At 56.6% G+C, this 20,720-nt stretch carries 23 protein-coding genes and 2 tRNA genes; 12 read left to right on the top strand and 13 right to left on the bottom strand.

What is annotated here, in order from left to right:
- Positions 1–14: 14 nt before the first annotated feature.
- The 5 genes from ACR0AG_RS19090 to rpmH all read right to left on the bottom strand — a co-directional run bounded on the left by ACR0AG_RS19090 (position 15) and on the right by rpmH (position 3,372).
- Positions 15–1,556, bottom strand: a complete 1,542-nt coding sequence (locus ACR0AG_RS19090) for a putative bifunctional diguanylate cyclase/phosphodiesterase (RefSeq protein ID WP_480841889.1) — start codon at positions 1,554–1,556, stop codon at positions 15–17.
- A 71-nt stretch (positions 1,557–1,627) separates the two neighbouring features.
- Positions 1,628–2,521, bottom strand: a complete 894-nt coding sequence (gene ttcA, locus ACR0AG_RS19085; RefSeq protein WP_480841887.1) for a tRNA 2-thiocytidine(32) synthetase TtcA — start codon at positions 2,519–2,521, stop codon at positions 1,628–1,630.
- A gap of 42 nt (positions 2,522–2,563) precedes the next feature.
- Entirely contained in the window at positions 2,564–2,788 is a 225-nt protein-coding gene (yidD, locus tag ACR0AG_RS19080; RefSeq protein WP_480841885.1) for a membrane protein insertion efficiency factor YidD, read from the bottom strand.
- Positions 2,785–3,210 carry a ribonuclease P protein component gene (rnpA, locus tag ACR0AG_RS19075; protein ID WP_480841883.1) on the bottom strand — a complete coding sequence of 142 codons (426 nt, stop codon included), beginning with the start codon at positions 3,208–3,210 and terminating at the stop codon, positions 2,785–2,787. Before rnpA ends, yidD begins: the two co-directional genes overlap by 4 nt.
- A 27-nt stretch (positions 3,211–3,237) precedes the next feature.
- Positions 3,238–3,372, bottom strand: coding sequence for a 50S ribosomal protein L34 (rpmH, locus tag ACR0AG_RS19070; protein ID WP_005980833.1), 135 nt, complete (start codon positions 3,370–3,372; stop codon positions 3,238–3,240).
- Positions 3,373–3,668: 296 nt separating this feature from the next.
- Here rpmH and ACR0AG_RS19065 point away from each other — a divergent pair, with 296 nt between their 5' ends.
- From ACR0AG_RS19065 to ACR0AG_RS19050, 4 genes are all read left to right on the top strand, one after another.
- Positions 3,669–4,400 (top strand): TVP38/TMEM64 family protein, encoded by a 732-nt coding sequence (locus ACR0AG_RS19065; RefSeq protein ID WP_480841881.1) that lies wholly within the window; start codon positions 3,669–3,671, stop codon positions 4,398–4,400.
- A 3-nt stretch (positions 4,401–4,403) separates the two neighbouring features.
- A complete protein-coding gene (locus tag ACR0AG_RS19060; RefSeq protein ID WP_480841879.1) occupies positions 4,404–5,822 on the top strand; it encodes a dihydrolipoyl dehydrogenase family protein in 1,419 nt (472 codons plus the stop codon).
- A 19-nt stretch (positions 5,823–5,841) separates the two neighbouring features.
- Positions 5,842–7,224, top strand: coding sequence for an ATP-binding protein (locus ACR0AG_RS19055; RefSeq protein WP_480841877.1), 1,383 nt, complete (start codon positions 5,842–5,844; stop codon positions 7,222–7,224).
- A 65-nt stretch (positions 7,225–7,289) separates the two neighbouring features.
- Positions 7,290–7,366 (top strand) — tRNA-Arg (locus tag ACR0AG_RS19050).
- A 340-nt stretch (positions 7,367–7,706) separates the two neighbouring features.
- Here the strand turns inward: ACR0AG_RS19050 and ACR0AG_RS19045 are convergent.
- The 4 genes from ACR0AG_RS19045 to ACR0AG_RS19030 all read right to left on the bottom strand — a co-directional run bounded on the left by ACR0AG_RS19045 (position 7,707) and on the right by ACR0AG_RS19030 (position 9,921).
- Positions 7,707–8,240, bottom strand: a complete 534-nt coding sequence (locus ACR0AG_RS19045) for a hypothetical protein (RefSeq protein WP_480841875.1) — start codon at positions 8,238–8,240, stop codon at positions 7,707–7,709.
- Positions 8,241–9,034: 794 nt separating this feature from the next.
- Positions 9,035–9,111: transfer RNA gene (locus tag ACR0AG_RS19040), tRNA-Arg, on the bottom strand.
- Between the two features lie 21 nt (positions 9,112–9,132).
- Positions 9,133–9,609 (bottom strand): GNAT family N-acetyltransferase, encoded by a 477-nt coding sequence (locus ACR0AG_RS19035; RefSeq protein WP_480841873.1) that lies wholly within the window; start codon positions 9,607–9,609, stop codon positions 9,133–9,135.
- Positions 9,610–9,921 carry an ETC complex I subunit gene (locus ACR0AG_RS19030; RefSeq protein ID WP_480841871.1) on the bottom strand — a complete coding sequence of 104 codons (312 nt, stop codon included), beginning with the start codon at positions 9,919–9,921 and terminating at the stop codon, positions 9,610–9,612.
- Positions 9,922–10,078: 157 nt separating this feature from the next.
- Here ACR0AG_RS19030 and ACR0AG_RS19025 point away from each other — a divergent pair, with 157 nt between their 5' ends.
- From ACR0AG_RS19025 to ACR0AG_RS19000, 6 genes are all read left to right on the top strand, one after another.
- Positions 10,079–10,558, top strand: coding sequence for an SRPBCC family protein (locus tag ACR0AG_RS19025; RefSeq protein ID WP_480841869.1), 480 nt, complete (start codon positions 10,079–10,081; stop codon positions 10,556–10,558).
- A gap of 81 nt (positions 10,559–10,639) precedes the next feature.
- The gene (uvrB, locus tag ACR0AG_RS19020; protein ID WP_480841867.1) at positions 10,640–12,826 is read left to right on the top strand and encodes an excinuclease ABC subunit UvrB; all 2,187 of its coding nucleotides are present in this window, start codon (positions 10,640–10,642) and stop codon (positions 12,824–12,826) included.
- Positions 12,827–12,830: 4 nt separating this feature from the next.
- A complete protein-coding gene (locus ACR0AG_RS19015) occupies positions 12,831–13,493 on the top strand; it encodes a hypothetical protein (RefSeq protein WP_480841865.1) in 663 nt (220 codons plus the stop codon).
- A 171-nt stretch (positions 13,494–13,664) separates the two neighbouring features.
- Positions 13,665–14,183, top strand: a complete 519-nt coding sequence (locus tag ACR0AG_RS19010) for a hypothetical protein (RefSeq protein WP_480841863.1) — start codon at positions 13,665–13,667, stop codon at positions 14,181–14,183.
- 211 nt (positions 14,184–14,394) lie between these two features.
- A complete protein-coding gene (locus tag ACR0AG_RS19005; RefSeq protein WP_480841861.1) occupies positions 14,395–14,730 on the top strand; it encodes a hypothetical protein in 336 nt (111 codons plus the stop codon).
- A gap of 238 nt (positions 14,731–14,968) precedes the next feature.
- Positions 14,969–15,670 (top strand): ORF6N domain-containing protein, encoded by a 702-nt coding sequence (locus ACR0AG_RS19000; RefSeq protein WP_480841859.1) that lies wholly within the window; start codon positions 14,969–14,971, stop codon positions 15,668–15,670.
- 6 nt (positions 15,671–15,676) lie between these two features.
- Here the strand turns inward: ACR0AG_RS19000 and ACR0AG_RS18995 are convergent, their stop codons facing one another.
- Positions 15,677–16,114: an excalibur calcium-binding domain-containing protein gene (locus tag ACR0AG_RS18995; protein ID WP_480841857.1), complete on the bottom strand. Its 438-nt coding sequence runs from the start codon at positions 16,112–16,114 to the stop codon at positions 15,677–15,679.
- Positions 16,115–16,240: 126 nt separating this feature from the next.
- Between ACR0AG_RS18995 and ACR0AG_RS18990 the strand changes: the two genes are divergently transcribed.
- Positions 16,241–16,726 (top strand): HugZ family pyridoxamine 5'-phosphate oxidase, encoded by a 486-nt coding sequence (locus ACR0AG_RS18990; RefSeq protein WP_480841855.1) that lies wholly within the window; start codon positions 16,241–16,243, stop codon positions 16,724–16,726.
- Between the two features lie 3 nt (positions 16,727–16,729).
- On the opposite strand, the gene ACR0AG_RS18985 is transcribed toward ACR0AG_RS18990, so the two are convergent.
- Both ACR0AG_RS18985 and ACR0AG_RS18980 read right to left on the bottom strand, forming a co-directional pair.
- Positions 16,730–17,137: a universal stress protein gene (locus ACR0AG_RS18985; RefSeq protein ID WP_480841853.1), complete on the bottom strand. Its 408-nt coding sequence runs from the start codon at positions 17,135–17,137 to the stop codon at positions 16,730–16,732.
- A 71-nt stretch (positions 17,138–17,208) separates the two neighbouring features.
- Entirely contained in the window at positions 17,209–17,526 is a 318-nt protein-coding gene (locus tag ACR0AG_RS18980; protein WP_480841851.1) for an antibiotic biosynthesis monooxygenase family protein, read from the bottom strand.
- 147 nt (positions 17,527–17,673) lie between these two features.
- Between ACR0AG_RS18980 and ACR0AG_RS18975 the strand changes: the two genes are divergently transcribed.
- Positions 17,674–18,336: a hypothetical protein gene (locus ACR0AG_RS18975; RefSeq protein ID WP_480841849.1), complete on the top strand. Its 663-nt coding sequence runs from the start codon at positions 17,674–17,676 to the stop codon at positions 18,334–18,336.
- A 42-nt stretch (positions 18,337–18,378) separates the two neighbouring features.
- Here ACR0AG_RS18975 and ACR0AG_RS18970 read toward each other — a convergent pair whose 3' ends face one another.
- Positions 18,379–20,664 carry a glycosyl hydrolase family 28-related protein gene (locus ACR0AG_RS18970; RefSeq protein ID WP_480841847.1) on the bottom strand — a complete coding sequence of 762 codons (2,286 nt, stop codon included), beginning with the start codon at positions 20,662–20,664 and terminating at the stop codon, positions 18,379–18,381.
- Positions 20,665–20,720 lie beyond the last annotated feature (56 nt).

Raw genomic sequence — 20,720 nt, 5'->3', positions numbered from 1 at the left:
GTTGAAATGCGCTTTTAACCCAATTTCCGCCCGATGACGGGTGTTCCCTTCATTTTTGACTTGTGCGAGGTCATCCAGGCTTGGGTCTTTTCAAAAGGCATGGGCTTGCCAATGCCAAAGCCTTGAACGTGATCGGCACCAAGTTGTGCCATCAATGCGTGCTCTCCGGCGGTTTCCACACCTTCGGCCAACGTTTCAACCTTCAACCGTTCTGCCAGGGTCAAAATCGCACCCACAAGCTGCTGTTGCCCGGCATCGCGATCCGCTTTGGCGACAAAGGTCCGATCGATCTTGATCCGCGACACGGCAAAGCGCTTGATCGAAGCAATTGAGGCGTGACCGGTTCCAAAATCATCCAGATCGATGCAGCACCCCAAGGCAGCAAGGGCCGTCACATTGCGCGTGATGACATCGTCCGGACGGCGAGAGAATACGGTTTCCAGAATTTCCACTGCAAGCCTGTCCGGAGTGATGTCGAACTGATCCAGCTCCCATTTCAGGCGGTCTACAAGGGCAGGGTTGCGCAGCTCATCCGAAGAAAAGTTGATGCCGATGCGCGGGACGGCAAAACCTTGCTGATCCCACTTGCGCATGGCGTCAAAAGCATGGTGGCGTACAACCTCACCAAGCCGTTCCATCAACTCAGCTTGTTCGGCAAAGGGCAGAAAGATCTGTGGCCCCATGATGCCCTTTTGCGGATGTTCCCAGCGGGCCAGGGCCTCAAACCCTGTGATCTCTCCGGTGTTGGTGGAAATCTGGGGCTGAAACCAAGGGCGAATTCCACCGTTTTCAAGTGCCGTCACAAATTCGCGGCGCAGATTGGCGCGGATCAGGCTGCGACGGCGGGTATCTGACGAATAGGCCCGGATCGTGGAAGGGCCATTGCGCTGCGCCTCGGCCAATGCGGCTGTGGCGGCTTCGATCCAATGCTCTGCCTGGGTCTCGGGCAGGTTCGACAATGTGCAAAACCCGATTGAGCAAGACAGGTAGACATTGGCCCCATTCAACGCAAAGGGTTCTTCTATTGCGGATTGGATTCGACCGGACATCTCAATGCAGGCTTCCAGATCCAGTCGGGACGAGGGTTTCAAACCAATCAGGAACCGGTTTTTGCCTACCTGTGCAAACAGATCGCGGCCTCGTATGACGGCAAGAACGCGATCACCGAATTGCAGAGTGATGTCACTGGCTGCGGTATCGCCGTGCAGGTCGAGAAGGTCCGTGAAATTATCCAGCGAGATCGCAAAACAGGCCGCCTTTTCACCATTTTCAGCGGCGGTAGCCTGGATAAGCTCCAGCTCTTCGGTGAAGGTATTCATCGGGACCAGCCCGCAAGGTCGTGATCCCGCGGCCAGTGCCGTCATCGACTGCCCCATGGGCATCCCAAGAAGGGCAAATAGCAGTGGCAGGCCCAAGGCTGTGCTGACCAAGGCGACTTCGCCCCCCAACCAGAACGCCGAAAGGCAGGCAGCCGGGACAAAAGCCAGCGCTGATGGACCGGTTAAAGCACTGCGAAGTGGGTCAAGAAACGTCCTGACAGACAGATTTTTCCGCATGAGGGTCACGGCCTTCGTCTTGGGCGGGGATCGCACGCCTTGGACGTTAGGGGACCAATCTGAGTCAGACGTTAACGCAGTAGCGGTATTTCTTGTGAATTTTCGTCGATTTTGTCGTTATTCAACGCAAGATTCGCGAAATCGAACAGTTTTGGGTCCAACAGGTGCGAGGGCCGTGCATTCGTCAGGGCACGAAACATCACCTGCCTGCGCCCGGGCGCGTTCTTTTCCCACTGGTCCAGAATCTGCTTGACCTGTTGCCGTTGCAATCCGTCCTGACTGCCGCACAGGTCACAGGGGATGATGGGATAGTTCATCGCCTTGGCGAATTTCTCGCAATCAACCTCGGCCACATGGGCGAGGGGGCGAAAGACAAACAAATCACCTTCTTCATTGACCAGTTTGGGCGGCATGGTCGCCAGTCGACCGCCGTGAAAGAGATTCATGAAGAATGTTTCAAGGATGTCATCCCGGTGATGTCCCAGCACAACTGCCGAGCACCCCTCTTCCCGCGCGATACGGTACAGATTTCCGCGGCGCAGACGCGAACACAGCGCGCAATAGGTTCTGCCTTGCGGTACTTTGTCCATCACAACGGAATACGTGTCCTGGTATTCGATCCGGTGCGGGACCTCCATCTTACTGAGAAACTCGGGCAGGACGGTTGCAGGAAACCCGGGCTGTCCCTGATCCAGATTGCAGGCAAGCAGATCGACAGGCAGCAAGCCACGCCATTTCAACTCATAAAGAACCGCCAGCAAGGTGTAACTGTCCTTGCCGCCCGAAAGGCACACCAGCCAGCGTGGTGGCTTGGCATCCTTGTCATGGGCGCTTTGATCGACCATTCCGTACTGCTCGATCGCCTCGCGGGTTTGCCGCACTATGCGTTTGCGTAGCTTCTTGAACTCGGTGGTCGAAGGCGCACCGGCGAACAAAGGGTGGATATCGTCTGCTTCATCGAACATCGGCTGAGCCTTTATCATGGGTTGACCGGACAAGCGGTTCTGTCATTCATCTGGAACAGGGTCATAGCCCGTGCCGCCCCAGGGGTGGCACCGCCCAATCCTGCGGGCAGCCAGCCACGCGCCTTTGATGGCACCGTGTTTTTCCAACGCTTCCAGCGCATAGGCCGAGCATGTGGGCTGATAGCGGCAATTGAAACCCACCCAGGGGCTGAAAACCAGGCGATAGGCACGTACCGGAAGGGCGAACAGTTTGGCAAGCGGCGTCATGTCCGCCCTCCGTGAACCTTGCGCAGGGCGTAGATCAGATCACTTTTCAGATCGTCGAATGGACGCGATTCCGTAACTTCGGCCCGTCCGATCAGAACATAGTCCCACCCGTCGCGGCCATGTGCGGGCAATACGGCGCGCGCAACCTCGCGCAGGCGGCGTTTGGCACGGTTGCGCGCAACGGCGTTGCCAACCTTTTTGGAACAGGTAAATCCAACGCGAACACCCGACCCCTCGTCCTCGGAACGGCGGCGCGCCTGCAGCATCATGGCCGAGGTGCCCTGACGCCGGGCCCGGGCCGCTTTCAGAAAATCGGATCGTTTCTTGAGGACAGTCAAAGGTGCGACCGCGCAAAGAGAAACCGCCGGGGGCATTTCCCCGGGGTGGTTCTTACCATCCTCAGGGGCCTCCGGCGGCGTCATGTTCATAACCTGAAAGGTCGAGCGGTCTTACGCGCTCAGCGACTTACGGCCACGAGCGCGGCGCGCGTTCAGGATCTTGCGGCCGGCTTTAGTAGCCATGCGCGCGCGGAAACCGTGGCGGCGTTTGCGAACCAGGTTCGAAGGCTGATAGGTGCGTTTCATCGCTCCGTCTCCAATCTATAGCGGTGGGGTGCGGCGCGGATTCGCCTGGCCCTAGTGTTCGAAGCCCGTCCTCTACTGCTATGTTCAGGCTAAGTCAAACCCTATGGGCCGGGTTTTCACAGGTTTTGCAACAATTCTATGCTGCGACCTCGCGAAAGGTTTCAAAAACCCGGTTTGAGGTGAAAAACCCTCACATTCGGCGATGCAAACATCAAGGCCCCGTGAGGCCCCTGTTGCGAAGCCGGCATGTGCCTCATGTTGGACGCAAGATGAAGCACAAACAGCCGGGCAGCAATATGAGTGAAACTTCTCAGCCGCAAAAAAGCGGGCTAAGCCGCCACATCCCCTTACTGGTGATTCTCGCCGTCGCTGCGGTGGGGTTCTTTACCCTTGGGGATTATCTGACATTTGAAACCCTGCGTGACAATCGCGAGGCCCTGTTGGCATGGCGCGATTCGAACTATTGGGCGATGGCGGCAGCCTTTGTGGCCATTTATATCGTCATCGTGGCCTTTTCCTTGCCGGGTGCGGCCGTTGCCTCGATGACCGGCGGGTTTCTGTTTGGTCTGTTCGCGGGAACAGCGTTCAATGTCTTTGCAGCAACCATCGGGGCCTCTGCCATCTTTCTGGCCGCGCGTTGGGGGCTTGGCGCGTCGTTGACCGCCAAGCTAGAAGCGTCCGAGGGCGCGGTTCGCAAGCTCAAGGACGGGCTGCGCGAAAATGAGATTTCGGTTCTGTTTCTGTTGCGCCTGGTGCCGGTGGTGCCGTTCTTTGTGGCCAATCTTGTTCCTGCGCTGGTTGGCGTGAAATTCCGCAACTTTTTGCTGACCACCGCGCTGGGCATCATTCCCGGCGGGATCGTCTATACCTGGATCGGCGTTGGATTGGGTGGCGTCTTTGACCGCGGAGAGACCCCGGATGTGTCGCTGTTGTGGGAGCCCTTTGTGATCGGTCCCATCCTGGGCCTGTGTGTGCTTGCCGCTTTGCCAATCGTCATCAAATCCATTCGTGGCCGAAAGGATACCTGAAGCATGCAAGAGATTACGACCGATATCCTGGTGATTGGCGCTGGGTCGGGCGGCCTGTCGGTTGCGGCCGGGGCCAGTCAGATGGGCGCCGACGTTGTGCTGCTGGAAGGGCACAAGATGGGCGGCGATTGCCTGAATTTCGGCTGCGTCCCGTCCAAAGCGATGATTGCAAGCGCCAAGGTTGCCCACGACCAAACGCATGCCTCGGCCTTTGGTGTGGCGGATGTGGCACCGCAGGTCGATTACGCTGCGGTCAAGGCCCATGTCCGCGACGTTATCTCGCAAATCGAACCCATGGACAGCCAGGAAAGGTTCGAAGGGTTGGGCGTCAAGGTGATCCGGGAATTTGGCGAGTTTACCTCGCCAACAACGGTCAAGGCCGGCAACACGCAGATCACAGCGCGGCGGATTGTCATCGCCACCGGGTCCTCTCCGCTGGTTCCGCCTCTGCCGGGCCTGGAACAGGTTCCGTATTGCACGAATGAGACGATCTTTGATCTGCGTGACAAGCCCGAGCACCTGTTGATCATCGGCGGGGGCCCGATCGGGATGGAGATGGCGCAGGCCCATGTCCGGCTGGGCTGCAAGGTGACCGTGATCGAAGGCATGACCGCGCTGGGCAAGGATGACCCCGAAGCGGCGGCCATCGTGCTGGACAGCCTCAAGGCCGAAGGGGTCGATATCCACGAAAACCAGATGGTGGCCCAAATTCGCGGAACGACGGGCGCGGTCGAGGTCGTAACGGAAAACGGCGCCATCTATGCCGGATCTCACCTGTTGCTGGCGATGGGCAGAACCTCGAACACCGACCGCCTGAATCTGGACGCCGCCGGGATCGAAACGACGCGAACAGGTATCAAGGTGGATGACTCCCTGCGCACCACCAACCGCAAGGTCTATGCCATCGGAGATGTGGCAGGTGGGCTGCAATTCACCCATGTGGCCGGGTATCATGCCGGGGTCATCATCCGCTCGGCCCTGTTTGGTTTGCCGTCGAAAGCGAAATCAGCTCATATCCCCTGGGCCACCTATTCGGACCCCGAGCTGGCGCAGGTTGGCCTGACCGAGGCGCAGGCTCGCGAACAGCACGGCAACGCGATGGAAATCGCGCGGTTCGATTATCATCACAATGACCGTGCAATCGCATCCCGTCACACCAAGGGTTTCATCAAGGTCATGGTCGTCAAAGGTCGCCCTGTCGGGGTGACAATCGTTGGGCATCAGGCGGGTGAGTTGATCAATTTGTGGTCCCTGGCTTTGGCCAATAATCTTAAGATGGGTCAGGTCGCCGCGATGGTTTCACCCTATCCAACGATCGGAGAGCTTAACAAACGGGTCGCGGGCGCCTATTTCTCGCCAAGGCTGTTTGAGAATCAGACGGTTAAACGCGTGGTCAGGTTCGTTCAGAAATGGATCCCCTGACCAAAGAGAGGAGCGCCAATTGAACTCGCTATCAGGCCGATTCCTGATTTTGACGACCGTGTTCGTCATGCTGGCCGAAGTGTTGATCTTTGTGCCCTCGATTGCGCGCTTTCGCGAAGACTTTTTGCTCAACCGTCTGGAAAGGGCTCAGATCGCATCGCTGGCCCTGCTGGCGGACGACATGCTGGCCGATGATCTTGAGGCCGAATTGCTGGAAAACGCGGGCGTCTATAACGTGGTCCTGCGCCGGGATGAGGTGCGGCAGCTGATGCTGTCCTCACCCATCCCCGATCGGGTCATCAAAACCTTTGATTTGCGCGATGCCGGCGCCTGGGTGTTGATCCGTGATGCAACGGCGCGACTGTTTACACCCGGCAACGAGGTGATCCGGGTCATTGGCGCCCCGGTCAAGGATGCAGGGCTGTTGATCGAAGTCACAATCGACAGCGATCCGCTGCGCATGGCGATGACGGACTATGGCCTACGCATTCTGGGCCTCTCCTTTGTGATTTCGATTATCACGGCCTCGTTCCTCTTTCTGGCCGTGCGCATCGTTCTGGTGCGTCCGATCAAAGGTGTGGTCGGATATATGCAGCGATATGCCAGCGCGCCCGAGGATGCGCGCGGGATTATCTCACCCAATTCCAAAGTGACCGAGCTGCGCGAGGCAGAAGAAGCGCTGCAAATGCTGCAGACCGATCTGACGCAGGCCCTGAAACAACGCGAACGCCTTGCGCAACTGGGCGGTGCTGTGGCCAAGGTCAGCCACGATCTGCGCAACATCCTGACCTCGGCACAGCTTTTCACCGACCGGATCGAAGCCAGCGATGACCCCTTGGTGGCTCGTCTGGCGCCCAAGCTGGTGAACTCGATCACACGGGCGGTTTCGCTTTGCGAAAGCACTCTGGCCTTTGGTCGGGCCGAGGAACCGGCGCCGACGCTGACAATGGTAAAGCTGCACGACGTAGCTGCCGATGTGGTTGCCAGTGAAAAACTGGCCATCGCCGACGCCTGCGTCGAGATCGTGAACGATGTGCCCGCCGACCTGACAGTGCGCGCTGACCCCGAGCAGATATACAGGGTCATCCTCAACCTCGTGCGCAATGCCCGCCAGGCGTTGGTAGCGTCCGGCAAGCCAGGTCGCGTCACGGTTCTGGCCGCGGAAACCGAGAGCGATTGGTGCATCGAAGTTCGCGACACCGGCCCGGGCCTGCCACCCAAAGCCCGGGAGAATCTGTTTACGCCGTTCCAGGGCGGCGTGCGCAAAGGAGGCTCGGGTCTTGGCCTTGCGATTTCGCAGGAACTGGTGCGTGGCCATGGCGGAGATTTGTTCCTCAAAGACACCGGCGCACACGGAACAACCTTTGAAATAAAGCTCCCGCGCGGGGATGGGACTTTTTGACGGATTTTTTGCAGAATCCGCTTGCACGTACCTGGCAGCAGGTCTAAACAGCGCCTCACCAACGCGGACCGATAGCTCAGCTGGATAGAGTACTTGACTACGAATCAAGGGGTCGGGGGTTCGAATCCTCCTCGGTCCGCCACTGGTTTCCCCTAACATACTGAAAATAAACAACTTTTTTATTTTTGGACTCGAAATTCATAGGGGGGATTCAAACCATCCCGCAACAAATCCCGCAACATTTGGGTGAGGCTAAGTCCGTTTGGACGGTTAAGTGCCACGTCCTTGCCCTTTTGGAATCGCGTGGGGTGTTGTCGTTTCGGGAATTGTAATTCAGGATGAACAGGTGATGAGGTCCCGCTACTATTGGATCTTAGGGTGGAGCCGAGGCAATTGCCTCGGCCCCGTATCGCCCTTCCGGCGACTGCTCACCTAGCGAGGTGTAGGGACCTCGCTAGGTCAGGGTGGATGTTATATCGGGTTCATTCTTCTGCTCCTTCCTTGTCTTCTGGGCTGGAAGCGCGCCCGTAATCCTGTTCTGAAACCCGCCACATTTTTGTTTCTGCGTTGTAGTGCAGCCGCCCTTCGTCTTTGAAGCGAGTTAGGTAACTTCGGAAGGTGTTGTAGTTGATCGGAGTCTCTCTATTGAGAATTGGAGTTCCTGGGTCTCTTTCCTTTTCATTACCTTTCTCCAGGCGCTCCGGATCGCGGTTATAAACCTCTGTCCATTCTTTTTCTTTCGCAGCTCTCTTTAAAACGGCTGAGTAAATTTCATGGGTACCTGCCCCTCCAAACAGAAGGGGGTCGGGTTCGCTCAGGTATTCTGCGACAAATGCAAGCAGCTCGAATTTGGCTGCGTTTCGACTCGAAAACTTGTCTCCTTCTTTCAATAACTGAGGCCAAGATTTGAGTTTGGCTCTCAACCTGTGAAGTAATAACGCTTCCAGGTCGAGGCGCTCTCTTTCTTTGGCAATCTCAGCAAGCCGTTCTGCGAATATGTCAGTCTGTTGCGTCATCTGCATATAGCATCAAGCATTGACGAATATTTGGCAATAGGGCTGTTTGTGCCTCCAAGGGAGAAAGATCATGAAATTTAATCGTTAAAAAACAATATGATAAAAATACTTGACGAAAAACACTACCAATATATACTCCGATTTATCGGAGTATATATTGGTAGTGAGCCGATATCGAACTTTTCGAGATTGAAAAAGAAAAACTTCTCTAGATGTTGTGGAATACTCGATTTCCCCGCTCGAATCGCTTTCCAATTCCAATGGCGATTCGGGCGCAATCAACATAGCATGATAAGGAACCTGTCGTTCTGTTGCGAAGACAAGATTTCGCAACGAGTTCTCAAGCAATCGGCATTGATCCCGCAACAAATCCCGCAACATTTTTCATTTACTGTGAAGGCATTTTGTTGTGTAAATTATTGAAAGTAAAAGATAATAATGAGTGCTTAGAAAACGGTGTCAATCCTCCTCGGTCCGCCACTTGGTAAAATCCCTTCCAGATCAAATACGTAAGCAAAAATTCTGAGCGGATATCCGCGGTCTGAACACTATTGTGTCCCCGAAACGTCTTCGGACAGCATGGTTTTTTGCTTCTTTGGTGTATCGCTCAGTCGTCTGTTGCGATGACCAGCTCGTTCGTTTCAGTTTTCGTGAACGTGAGTGGAGCAGGGTGAACCCTTGCCAAGCACAACTAAAGCGTAAAATTCGGCAGATGATCTAAGCACTGTCTGCCCCTATGCCAACACCTCACGCTAGCGAAGTGGCGGAGACTCAACTTAACTTCCTGTTTTTATTGGCGATCCCGGAAGGACTCGAACCCTCAACCTGCTGATTAGAAGTCAGCTGCTCTATCCAGTTGAGCTACGGGACCGCTGCGCCCTTCTTGCGGCTTTTAGGCGTGGGGTTCAAGGGCCAAGCGCATGAAGGCGCTGTTGAAATCTTCCGCGTAGCCGTGGATTGGGCCGCAATAGGAATATCCCAGCGCTTCATAGAGTTTTCGGGCGGCGTCATATTCGTGCAGATGATCCGCGCCGGTTTCAAGAACAAGCGCCGAGATACCCTCGGCCCGCGCCAGTTCGGCAAGATAGGTCATCATCTGACGCGCCAATCCGCGCCCGCGGGCCGCGGCGATGACATGCACCGATTTCACTTCGGCCGTGCCGTCCGGCAGCGCCTTGAGCGCACCGCAGCCCAAGGGCTCATCGTCTTCGAACAAGGCCCAGAACCGCATACCGGGTTCACGCAGCGACTCCACACCCATTGTGTGGTTCGAGGTTTGCGGTGTCGCATCCCAGCTATGGGCGAGATGTGCCTCGATGATCGGGCGTATGCTATCGCTGCCCGGATCGGCCTGACGGATTTCGATCACTTAATGCGTCCAGGGGCCGCGGCGGTTGGTGGCGAAGTTCTCACCATAGCCGCCTGCACGCAAATTGGGCTTGCGCTTGTGCGGCTCGGTCACCTGCGCGTCGATCCCGTGATCCTTGGCGTAATCCAAAGCCTCTTCCTTGGTGTCGAATTTCAGTCGCACCTGGGTTTGCGTATCGGATGATGACGTCCACCCCATCAGCGGATCAACCTCACGCGCCGACGCGGGTGCGTATTCCAGGACCCATTTGCGGGTCTTGGCCATCCCCGAGGTCATTGCGTTTCGCGAAGGCTGATAGATCCGTGCGCGCATTTCGCCACTCCGTGCTCAATTGGCTGCGTCCGTTTATGCGCCACAGAGCGCGCGGGGACAAGATTGCAATTGTCGCGGGATGCGTCAGCAGACTGATGACAGAAATTGTCATTGGTTGGGACTAGTGTCGTCGAAAGATCAGCCAAAGGACGAACAGATGATCCATCTAAAACGGAGCCTGGAGATTGACGCACCTCGGGAGGTCATCTGGGCCATCATTAGCCAGTTTATGCAGATAGACGAGATCTCACCCAGGATCGCGCAGGTTGAGGCCCTGACCCACGGCGCCAGCGGTGTCGGGTCAAAGCGGCGGTGCTACTTCGAAAACGGGGCCTCTCTGATCGAAGAGGTGACCGAATGGAACATCAACAGAGGTTACACAGTTCGCCTGTTCGAGATGTCGGCCATGCCTTTGACCGAGGCCAGCGCTGCGATTCTGATCGAACCGCTGGGTAAGGCCTGCGCTAATGTGGTCTGGAGCATGGATTACACTGTGAAACACGGCCTTCTCGGCTGGGTTCTGGGGCACACGTTGATGAAATTGATGATGACAAGGGTACTGGACGGCAACTTGAAAGCGCTGGCCGATAAGGTCAGTTCGGGTCGCGTACCGGATGCCCAGCCTGCCTATTCCTGATTCTGTGGATTTCGCGCCGGATCAACCCTTGCAGTTGGACAAAATAAGAACAAATGTAGGGGCCTGACCCGGAGCCTGCCCATGCCTTACTCCCATTCCGACAAGACCCAATTGACCGCCGACGATGTTCGCGCCCGTCTGAAGCTTGAGGGCGGCAAGCAGTTCGTGATGCATACGGAATTTGCCCCGGCGGGCGACCAACCCACGGCGATCAAGGAACTTGCGGGCGGTGTGCTGGACGGGGAGCGTGATCAGGTTCTGCTGGGCGCGACCGGGACGGGTAAAACCTTCACAATGGCCAAGGTGATTGAGGAAACGCAGCGTCCCGCGATCATCCTTGCGCCCAACAAGACATTGGCGGCGCAGCTTTATGGTGAATTCAAGGGCTTCTTTCCCGAAAACTCGGTCGAATATTTCGTGTCGTACTATGACTATTACCAGCCCGAGGCCTATGTGCCGCGCAGCGATACCTACATAGAAAAAGAATCCCAGATCAACGAACAGATCGACCGCATGCGCCACTCGGCCACGCGGGCTTTGCTGGAGCGGGACGATGTGATCATCGTCGCCTCGGTCTCGTGCATCTACGGTATCGGTTCGGTCGAGACCTATGGCGCGATGACGCAGGATCTGAAGGCAGGCAGCGAATACAACCAGCGGCAGGTGATGGCCGATCTGGTCGCCCAGCAATACCGCCGCAACGATCAGGCGTTCCAGCGCGGGTCCTTCCGGGTGCGCGGCGACTCGCTTGAGATCTGGCCTGCGCACCTAGAAGACCGCGCCTGGAAATTGTCCTTCTTCGGCGAGGAATTGGAGCAGATCACAGAATTCGACCCGCTAACCGGTGAAAAAACCGACACAATGGACCATATCAGGGTCTACGCGAATTCCCACTACGTGACGCCGAAACCGACGATGCAGCAGGCGATCATCGGGATCAAAAAGGAACTCCGCATCCGGCTGGATCAATTGGTGGGTGAGGGTAAGTTGCTTGAGGCGCAACGCCTTGAACAGCGCACCAACTTCGATCTGGAAATGCTTGAGGCCACAGGTGTCTGCAACGGAATCGAAAACTACTCGCGCTATCTGACCGGTCGCGCACCGGGCGAACCGCCCCCGACCCTGTTCGAATTCATCCCCGACAATGCCATCGTTTTCGCCGATGAAAGCCACGTCAGCGTGCCACAGATCGGCGGCATGTACCGGGGCGACTATCGGCGCAAATTCACGCTGGCCGAACACGGGTTCCGCCTGCCGTCCTGCATGGACAACCGACCCCTGAAGTTCGAGGAATGGGACGCCATGCGCCCGCAATCCGTCTTTGTCTCGGCAACCCCCGCCGCGTGGGAGGTCGAACAGACCGGCGGCGTCTTCACCGAACAGGTGATCCGTCCCACCGGCCTCTTGGACCCAGAGGTGGAAATCCGCCCGGTCTCCATGCAGGTGGACGACCTGCTGGACGAGGTGCGCAAGGTTGCCGCCAACGGCTTTCGCACGTTGGTCACGACGCTGACCAAACGCATGGCTGAGGATCTGACCGAATACCTGCACGAACAGGGCATCAAGGTGCGCTACATGCACTCGGATATCGACACGCTGGAACGCATCGAGATTCTGCGCGACCTGCGTCTGGGGGCCTTCGACGTACTGGTCGGCATCAACCTGCTGCGCGAGGGCCTCGACATCCCCGAATGCGGGCTGGTCGCCATTCTGGACGCGGATAAAGAGGGCTTTCTGCGGTCCGAAACCTCTCTGGTCCAAACCATCGGCCGTGCCGCAAGGAATGCCGATGGCCGGGTGATCATGTATGCCGACAAGATCACCGGTTCGATGGAACGCGCGCTGAACGAAACCAACCGCCGCCGCGCCAAACAGCTGGCCTATAATCAGGAACACGGCATCACCCCCGAGACGGTGAAGAAGAATGTCGAGGATGTTCTGGCCGGTCTCTACGAAGGCGACGTCGACATGAACCGCGTCACCGCTACCATCGACAAACCGATGCACGGCGCGAATTTGGAAGCGCACTTGGACGGGCTGCGCGAGCAAATGCGCAAAGCTGCCGAGAACCTTGAGTTCGAAGAGGCCGCGAATATCCGGGATGAGATCAAACGTCTGGAAGCGGTCGATCTGGCTGTGGCCGACGACCCCATGGCGCGCCAATGGGCGGTCGAGAAAGCCTCGGAAGACGCCGTGAAATCGCGCGGGCGGTCAACGGCTGGCAGGCCGGGGCAGCGGGGTGGGAATGTGAAGCGGCGGAAGAGGTAAGCCGATGTGGTTTCTTCTACCTGCACCACTTCTAATCGGCGGCGGGTTGGTGCTTTTGGCAATAAATTCTTTTTTTGTTGGAATGCTGCTTTCCGTTCTATGCGGCAAAAGAGATGCGACTCCGCTTCGGACGCTTTTTCTTTTGCCGTTCATTTATGTGACAATCGCAATCTTGTATTTTGGTGTTGATGCCGCTCATGGGCAAACTCTTTTAGTTCTATTCGCTTGGCCGATCACCGTACTTTTCATCATCGAAGCAGCGTTAACTGCAAAACTGTTCTTTTTCTTGTTCACCTCTATGATGTTGCTAATCGCGGTCGCTGCGGTTTCCTTAATTGCGCGAGGTCGGGCGCGGCTCGCAACGGTCACAATTGGATCATTCCTGGCTGTTTTTGGGCCCGCGACTCTGCAGAACGTTCTGGTACAGACGCAGATGACTAAATACGCTGCGCAACAAGACCTGCGGATCGTTCACCGCCATTCTCTGATACAATCGGTGCGAGAACAGTCGGATGCTTATCAAGCTCCTCATGGGATAGCCTGTGATCAGAGAGATTGGCCATATTTGTGGAGCTATCGGCAAAGGGCATGGATGGCCTTGCCCATTACGACTCGATTTGGCGGAGACAGCCCAGAAAGGGTCATGGCCGTCTGCGCTTATAGCTAGCATTCGCAATTTGAGGCAAACGTAGGATGGGTTTCCAACCCATCGCTAAAGGGCCGCTCGAACAATTGATGGGGTATTACCCCATCCTACTCCGATCGTTCGACCATGAGTTGCAATCCGAGATAAAGCGTTGAATGATCATCTACGGAAATTTTGCCGGAGAGTATTGATTTGCCGATTGTTATTCTGATCCTGACAGCCATTGGCGGTGCGATCTGGTGGTGGGTTCGCAACAACCCGCGCGAAGCGCTCAATACCGCACAGGATGTGGCCACAACGCTCAAGAACGCACCACGGCGATTGGCCTTTCGCAGCGTTGCCAACGCCCATCCCGTCGAAGGGATTGACGATGAACGTATTGCCATCTGTGCCATTGCTCAGGCCTTTATCGAATTGGATGACCTGCCGACCGCTGAGCAGCGCCAACAGTTGCATGTTCTTTTGCGCACGAAACTGCGCTGTTCGGAAGAAGAAGCCCGGGAAATGGAGGTTCTTGGACGTTGGTTGATGACGCAATGCAATGGCCCGTCGGATGCTGTTCCTCGCCTCGGGCGGCGGTTGCGCAAAATCGATACCGGGCGGGCTTGGGAACGGTTACAGGACGTTCTGATGCCGCTCGCGGGTGACCAGCTCTCGCGATTGCAGATTTCGGCGATCGAAGATGCGAAAGTTGCCCTGCGCGTGAGGTAGAACAGCGTCATCATCGACGTCTCGACAGCGTCAAAAGCCGGTCGAGAAAAGCTTGGGGTTTATTCTGAATCCCCAATGCGGTTTTGACCAGATGCATCACTTTGATTTCAGCACATAGAGCAACCGTATAACGACCCGACTTTGGACAAAATTCCGCCCTGAATGGCCTTTAGCCGCGCTCTGCTACAGATCTAATTCAGAATGGGATCCAATGAAGAAAATAGCTCTCTTCCTCACTTTCCTGCCCACGGTCGTTTTTGCCGAGGAACGGGTTTTTGAATGTGACGCGCCAGATGCGCAGCACCCGGAAATGGCGGCGCGGCTTGTCAAATATGATGGTCAGCAGAAGGGTCATATAACGATTGGGGATATCGACAAGGATGTGGATGTTTACCCCGGTCTGGATACGTTGACCTATCTGTATATCGGCGAGAGCTATACGCTGCATTACAACGTGCACCCGGACAAAGGCACATTCGACTACACTGCTTCGGGCAGCAAGTCCGGTTGGGGTAAAGGCAACTGCACCGAGGTTACCGGTCAGTAGCACCCTCTTGTTCCCAAACGCGGTGGATGGGTGCTTGCGCCCATCTTCTACGCAGATTGCGCCCGGTCGGGATGCGGTCAAAAAACTGTTCTGACCCACTTCATTCCGGAAAATCAGACGCGTTCGGTTGGTGGGCTGACTTTGCGGGCCATGCACGTCATCGCTGCAGTTCAAACTTGCAGCCCAGCGCGGCCTGCTTCACGTTTGAAATCACAGATTGTGATTCCAAACGGTTGCCATGACGAACACATTACCCAGCACTCAGGAAGTCCAAAGGGCCATTCACAGGGTGCGGGGGGCTCGTGTTGTGATGGCCGAAGATCTGGCTCAGTTTTACGGAAAATCCGTCAGTGCCTTCAATCAGGCCGTCTCGCGCAACAAGGATTTGTTCGAAGGCTATCGCTTTCAGTTGACAGATGCCGAGGTTGCCGATTTGCAATCACAGAATGTGATTTCAAAACCCAAAGGCCGCGGCGGGCGGCGGGTTAACCCTTGGGTTTATACGGATTACGGCGTGGCCATCGCCTCGGCCCTGTTCAAGGATCCGCGCGCGATCAGGATAACCCGCATGATTACCGAAGCCTTTGTGGATGGCGCAAATGCTCTGGCCGAGGTGCCGCGCAACGATCTGCAAATTCTGCCACCCGAAGGCGCGTCAGCCCCGCTGTTGCCCAATGGTGAACAGCTGCGCAGCCTGGCCGAGAACATATTGGATTCAGGCCAGCAGAGCCTTGTTGATTATATCGCCAACCCCACAACCAAGCGCCAGCAGGCAGTGGCCGCGATCATGAAGACCCTGGCCGAAACCGCCGGTCAGGAGGTGCGCACCCAGCACGATCAACTGCGTCTGCAGATCGCGCAACGCCTGGCCAGTGGTGATTACACGGATGACGATGACAGGGTGCGCCTGCTGGATTTGCTGAACGCGATGAAGGGATGACTTGGCCTAGGGCCGAAGGAACTTGGCGTTACCAACCTTGCGTTCTGACGGCTGTTCGGTCTGTTGCGCCTGTTGTGATTCCGCGCTGGTCGATTGTACGGGCGCAACCACATCTGCTTCGCAGGCAACACCGTCGCCATCCGGGTCGTTGCGCGTGTGATAGCCAGGGGTGCCTTCGCGAAACGCACCAAAGCCCAGCTTATCGGTAACCTCACACCCTGCCATCGCGACCAGATGCACAACGCTTCCGGTGCGGTCGAAATCCGACACGCGCAGATAGCCCGAGATTGAGATTGCAGCGATGGTCAGGGGCAGGGCCATTACCATCAGAAAAATCCGCATCGGCGACAGGGCCCGCCTGCGTGTCTCCGCCGCGCGCGCGGCCCGTCTGGCCGTGCGGCGGTCAATCTCCACAGTCTGGGTGGTTTGTTCCGGTCTTGTCATGAGGTGACGCGTAGCGCAGATTTGTGGCAAACCCGAGGCCAAATCGGGTAAAAATTCCATCCAGTGGCGCAGGATGCTTATGCTGAAAAATTCCGTTGTGACGATAAGCCATTGACCGGAGGTCTCGTGACGCAATCCGATCCCTTTCGCCCCGTTGACGACACCGCTTGTGCGATGGCGCAAGACTTGCTGGTGAATGCTGATCACGCCGCACTGGCGGTTTTGCGACCGGGGTCGGGGTTGCCATCTGTCACGCGTATCGGATTGGCAACGGATGAACATGGGGCACCGGTCACGCTGATCTCAACCTTGGCGGATCACACAAAAGCCCTGCTGGCCGAACCGGCCTGCGCCCTGTTGATCGGCACACCTACAGATCGTGGTGACCCCCTTACCCATCCACGTCTGACATTGCATTGCGCGGCCCGGTTCGTGTCGCGCGACGCCCCGGAACACGCACGGCTACGCAGCCGCTACCTGTCACTGCGCCCCAAGACAAAGCTATACATCGACTTTGCCGATTTCGACTTTGTCAGGTTCGAGGTACAGGACGGAATGCTGAACGGTGGTTTCGGCAAGGCCTGGCGACTGACCGCAAAGGATCTGCGCTAGCCCTCAGCGCACCACATGCACGGCACAGCGCGAGTGGCGCACCACATGGGTCGCGGTTGAGCCCAGCAGTAGATCCTGCATCCCCGGCCGGTGCGACGCCATGATGATCAGATCCGGCTTGTTCGCTTCGGCCCAATCCAGGATCGTGCGGCCGGAATGCCCTTCGATCACCACGCCTTTTGCATTGGGCACGCTGGCGGCAAGTGTGTCCAGCTCGACCTGAAGGGCCTTACGGGCTTCGGTCAGATACTCAACCGGCATGTACGAAATCGCATAGTCGGGAATATGTTCGACCACATGAAGCAACGTGACTTTGGCATCGGGTGTGGCCAGAATTTGCGCCAGCTTGAGGGGCCCGGAGGTATCGCGTTCGGCATCAAAGGATATGGGAACCAGGATGTTATGGTACATGGGGCATCTCCTATTAGCTGCCTCTACTTTGCATGCCCGACCCGGTTTTGGCCTTGATCCAGGTCAGAATTTCAGAAGGTTTCCGCGACCTCATACATCACCGGTTCAAAGCTTCTGCACAGTTCATTAATCCGCCGGTTGCGTTCGCGCATTTCTGCCGTGCGCAGCATCGACAGAAAATCCTCACGCCGCTCCCATTGCGAGTAGTTGGCAATGCGGGTCTGAGCATCGTTGACGTGCAGACCGGCGGCAACGAATCCGGGTTGTTTCGAAATAAACTCGGAATATGCCTCGGTCAGAGCTTCAAGCAAATCCTGGCATGTTCCAGGCGTCATTTCGAATGTGGTTATGACCGTCTGCGTGCTGGCGTTTTTTGAGATCGTCGGCATGTGGCTCCTCCTTTGGCTGATCCAAGCCTAGCACAGCTTTCCAAAAAGCCACTGATTTCCTGGCTGATTTTGAACACCCGTGCTTTCTTTTGCGAAAACGTTCAAAGGACTAACCATACATTAACGAAGTGCACGGATGCTGCGTGCATGTACCGTTTGGCTTTGCTTTCTTCCGTGCTTTTTCTTTTGTGCAACCCGGCTTGGTCTGGTGCGTGGTTGCGCGAAAAAGGAAAGACGTTCACGGCGACGTCGGTCAGCGTTTTCAAGGATGGCCCTGACTACGATTATAAGACGTCGCTTTATTCGGAATGGGGCGCGAGAGAGAAATTGACACTGGGTCTGGATGTCGAAGGCAATCGGGACCTCTATGGCCACGCCCTTGTTTTTGCGCGCATTCCCATTACGGATAACGGCCAGGCCGGGCTGTTTGCCGCTGAACTTGGCGTCGGCGCGCACCATCGTGACACGCAGACATGGCCGCTGTTCAAAACGACACTCGCCTATGGAAAAGGCTTCGACTCGCGCTGGGGCTACGGGTGGCTGGCGATCGATACCGCGTTGGAATATCGCAAGGATGAGGCTCTGATCCGCAAGCTGGACCTGACCACAGGTCTTTCCGCCGAAAGACGCCTGAACCCGCTGATGCAGATTGAGACGTCGTATGTCCCGGGTCGTCCTTTTTATTGGAGCGCGCGACCCTCGCTGATGTATCGGACCAAATCTGGCAAAACCACCTGGATCTTTGGTGTCGAACGCAACGCTATCCAAGACGATGTAGGCCTAAAATTCGGGCTTTGGCTCAGCCGCTAAGATGCTGGCCTTCCGCATTCGGAAGGCCAGCCTTTGCAGTGCCTAGCTTTCAACCCGCATGACGACGGTAACGGCGCCTCTGGTAGGATCCGGCCATCGCAGGCCGATCTGGTTTTCGTTGGTCCCCTTTTTGAGTTCCACATAGGGATAGTTAAACGTTCGCGAACCCAGGGAATCTCGCAACGCGCCCCGGGCTATGACTGAATCGCATCCACGCGCCTTACCTCCGAAGGGTAGTTTACCCGAGGAACTGATGGTCCAGGAACTGGAGGTTGAACTGCGTGAATAGTTCAGCCGCAACGGATTGGCGCATTGGGTCGTGATCCCGTGAAACACGTTCTGAGAAAAATGAACGTTGGTGTACCGATCCGGATTGAGGCCTGCAAATGACGCGTTCACCCGTTCGGCCCGGTCGATATTCCCCGATGTTGCGCGGAAATTATTGCCGGTCACAGTAAACCCGTTCAGGAAATGGCCCGAGCCGTAGGGCTTTACCACGATGAAACTGAACCATCTGGCTGCGTCACTGGCAAAAAAGGTGTTGTCAGTGATGCTCATCGAACTGAAAGAAAACCCGGATGTATAGGCCGGACGTTGGTCCCTTTCATTCGTCCATTCGATAAAGCAGTTGTCCACATAGTTTTGTGCGATGGTCGAACCGTTATAGGTCCCGATCATCACCAGCCCAGCGTTTCGGACACCGTCCGAGACGTTGTCGCCCTGAAAGAAGTGATTGCCCAGGACCAGGTTATTGACGCCGCCGAGAACCGCAAAATGATGGAACCGCGAGGCACGGTTGTGGCGCAGTTTTACGTCGTTTGCGTTGGAGTTCACGGCAATAGATTTTCGCTGTGCGACGTCCAGCCCTTCTTCGCTGGACAGGAACTGGCAGCCGTCGATCAGCATCCCCTGGCAGCCGACCCCGATAGACGTAATCCCTCGGTCTTTGGGACGGCTGATGAAGCAATCCTTGACGACAAAGGTATTGCCCGCCGGGGCCAATCGTATGGCGCTGCACCGGCTGTTGCACTGGATTTCAATCCCCTCCAGACCGAATTTCTGCATCTGGCTGAAGCCGCTGAAATCCAGAACATATTTGAAGTCCGAAAAGGTGAAAGTCTGTGTGCCTGCCGCATCATAGATCGGCGCGTTCAGAGTGATTTCACCCGCTCCGACCTCTTTGTCGCGCACATAAATCTCGCGCCCCACGCCGCTGCCCTGAACCAGTGCGCCGATCGGGATATTCGCGACATTGGCCACATTTGTCAGCTTCAAAGGGTTCGAGGTCGAATAGGTCGCGACCGATGTGTAAGTATCCGTATCCCAGTCTGAACTGCTTTTGATGTCGAACTGCCCGTTCCGGATAACCCGGCGCGTGGAGTATCCCGTTCGGTTTGGAACGGCTGCGCTCAGGTCGATGGGGCTGCTCACGGCGACTTTTCGGCCACCCAGATCCAGCGATTCATGGTCAGAGTTGTTCAAAAGCGCCTGAAATGCCTTTTTGAAGGCCAGATCCTCTTCGCCAAACGCCTCGATATACACTGGCAAATTGTAACTTTCGGTCAGCAACAGCATCTTGTCGTCCGGCATTGTGACCGTACCGGCGAATTCGACTTCGGTGGACAGGCTGGTGTTTTCGCCCAGAAAAAAAGTTCCCGGTGGCACATAGATGCGGCGACCGTTTGCGGCCTGATCCGCCGCTTCAAAAGCAACCGAATCGTCGGTGACCCCGTCACCCGCGGCGCCGAAGTCACGCACATCGACCACACCGATCATGTCGCGCAGAAAGACCTCGGTGATGTCGGTAATCTCGATATCATCAACCCGTACCACGGCTCCGTTTGTACCGTCGATGTTGATGCCGAAGTGGCCATAGATGACAGACGACCCCCAGGGCATGTCCACCCCGTCCCGGCGCCCGGTTCCGACAATTGCTGTGATCTCATGCACGCGGCCATAACTGCTTAGCTGTGTGGCCGGCCCCTGTTCGGTCAGTCCCGTCAGATGCACGTCGCCCGCGCCACCGGCCCATCCGGCAATCCGCACCTCGGGCAGGGGGCCGCTGATTGCCTTCACGCGCGCCTTGACCTGAAGATAACAGCCCGGGATCAGCGGTGTTTGCCCCATATAGCGTAGCTGCTGGGTGGCGTTGGTCTTGAATATCTCAAGACATCCCGCAAAATCCGGGTCCGAGGGCACAAACGCACCCGTACCCGACCCCGCGTAAGTCGGCGACCCCGGCGTCCCGTCGCCGCTGGACCAAACCCCCAGACCATCGGCAAATGCAGGTGGCATAAACACGATGCCTTCGGTGACTGTCTTGTTCATTGAAATTCCTTTCTCAACGGCGCACCGGCGATGTGCCGCACGCGAAACCCATGCCC

The organism is Ruegeria sp. H6 (assembly GCF_056532975.1).
This window is presented reverse-complemented; position numbering and strand designations above follow the sequence as displayed.

Coding starts and splice junctions, on each gene's coding strand:
- ACR0AG_RS19090 (WP_480841889.1), bottom strand. CDS start 1,556: ATGCGGAAAAATCTGTCTGTCAGGACGTTTCTTGACCCACTTCGCAGT.
- ttcA (WP_480841887.1), bottom strand. CDS start 2,521: ATGTTCGATGAAGCAGACGATATCCACCCTTTGTTCGCCGGTGCGCCT.
- yidD (WP_480841885.1), bottom strand. CDS start 2,788: ATGACGCCGCTTGCCAAACTGTTCGCCCTTCCGGTACGTGCCTATCGC.
- rnpA (WP_480841883.1), bottom strand. CDS start 3,210: ATGACGCCGCCGGAGGCCCCTGAGGATGGTAAGAACCACCCCGGGGAA.
- rpmH (WP_005980833.1), bottom strand. CDS start 3,372: ATGAAACGCACCTATCAGCCTTCGAACCTGGTTCGCAAACGCCGCCAC.
- ACR0AG_RS19065 (WP_480841881.1), top strand. CDS start 3,669: ATGAGTGAAACTTCTCAGCCGCAAAAAAGCGGGCTAAGCCGCCACATC.
- ACR0AG_RS19060 (WP_480841879.1), top strand. CDS start 4,404: ATGCAAGAGATTACGACCGATATCCTGGTGATTGGCGCTGGGTCGGGC.
- ACR0AG_RS19045 (WP_480841875.1), bottom strand. CDS start 8,240: ATGACGCAACAGACTGACATATTCGCAGAACGGCTTGCTGAGATTGCC.
- ACR0AG_RS19030 (WP_480841871.1), bottom strand. CDS start 9,921: ATGCGCGCACGGATCTATCAGCCTTCGCGAAACGCAATGACCTCGGGG.
- ACR0AG_RS19025 (WP_480841869.1), top strand. CDS start 10,079: ATGATCCATCTAAAACGGAGCCTGGAGATTGACGCACCTCGGGAGGTC.
- uvrB (WP_480841867.1), top strand. CDS start 10,640: ATGCCTTACTCCCATTCCGACAAGACCCAATTGACCGCCGACGATGTT.
- ACR0AG_RS19015 (WP_480841865.1), top strand. CDS start 12,831: ATGTGGTTTCTTCTACCTGCACCACTTCTAATCGGCGGCGGGTTGGTG.
- ACR0AG_RS19005 (WP_480841861.1), top strand. CDS start 14,395: ATGAAGAAAATAGCTCTCTTCCTCACTTTCCTGCCCACGGTCGTTTTT.
- ACR0AG_RS19000 (WP_480841859.1), top strand. CDS start 14,969: ATGACGAACACATTACCCAGCACTCAGGAAGTCCAAAGGGCCATTCAC.
- ACR0AG_RS18995 (WP_480841857.1), bottom strand. CDS start 16,114: ATGACAAGACCGGAACAAACCACCCAGACTGTGGAGATTGACCGCCGC.
- ACR0AG_RS18985 (WP_480841853.1), bottom strand. CDS start 17,137: ATGTACCATAACATCCTGGTTCCCATATCCTTTGATGCCGAACGCGAT.
- ACR0AG_RS18980 (WP_480841851.1), bottom strand. CDS start 17,526: ATGCCGACGATCTCAAAAAACGCCAGCACGCAGACGGTCATAACCACA.
- ACR0AG_RS18975 (WP_480841849.1), top strand. CDS start 17,674: ATGTACCGTTTGGCTTTGCTTTCTTCCGTGCTTTTTCTTTTGTGCAAC.
- ACR0AG_RS18970 (WP_480841847.1), bottom strand. CDS start 20,664: ATGAACAAGACAGTCACCGAAGGCATCGTGTTTATGCCACCTGCATTT.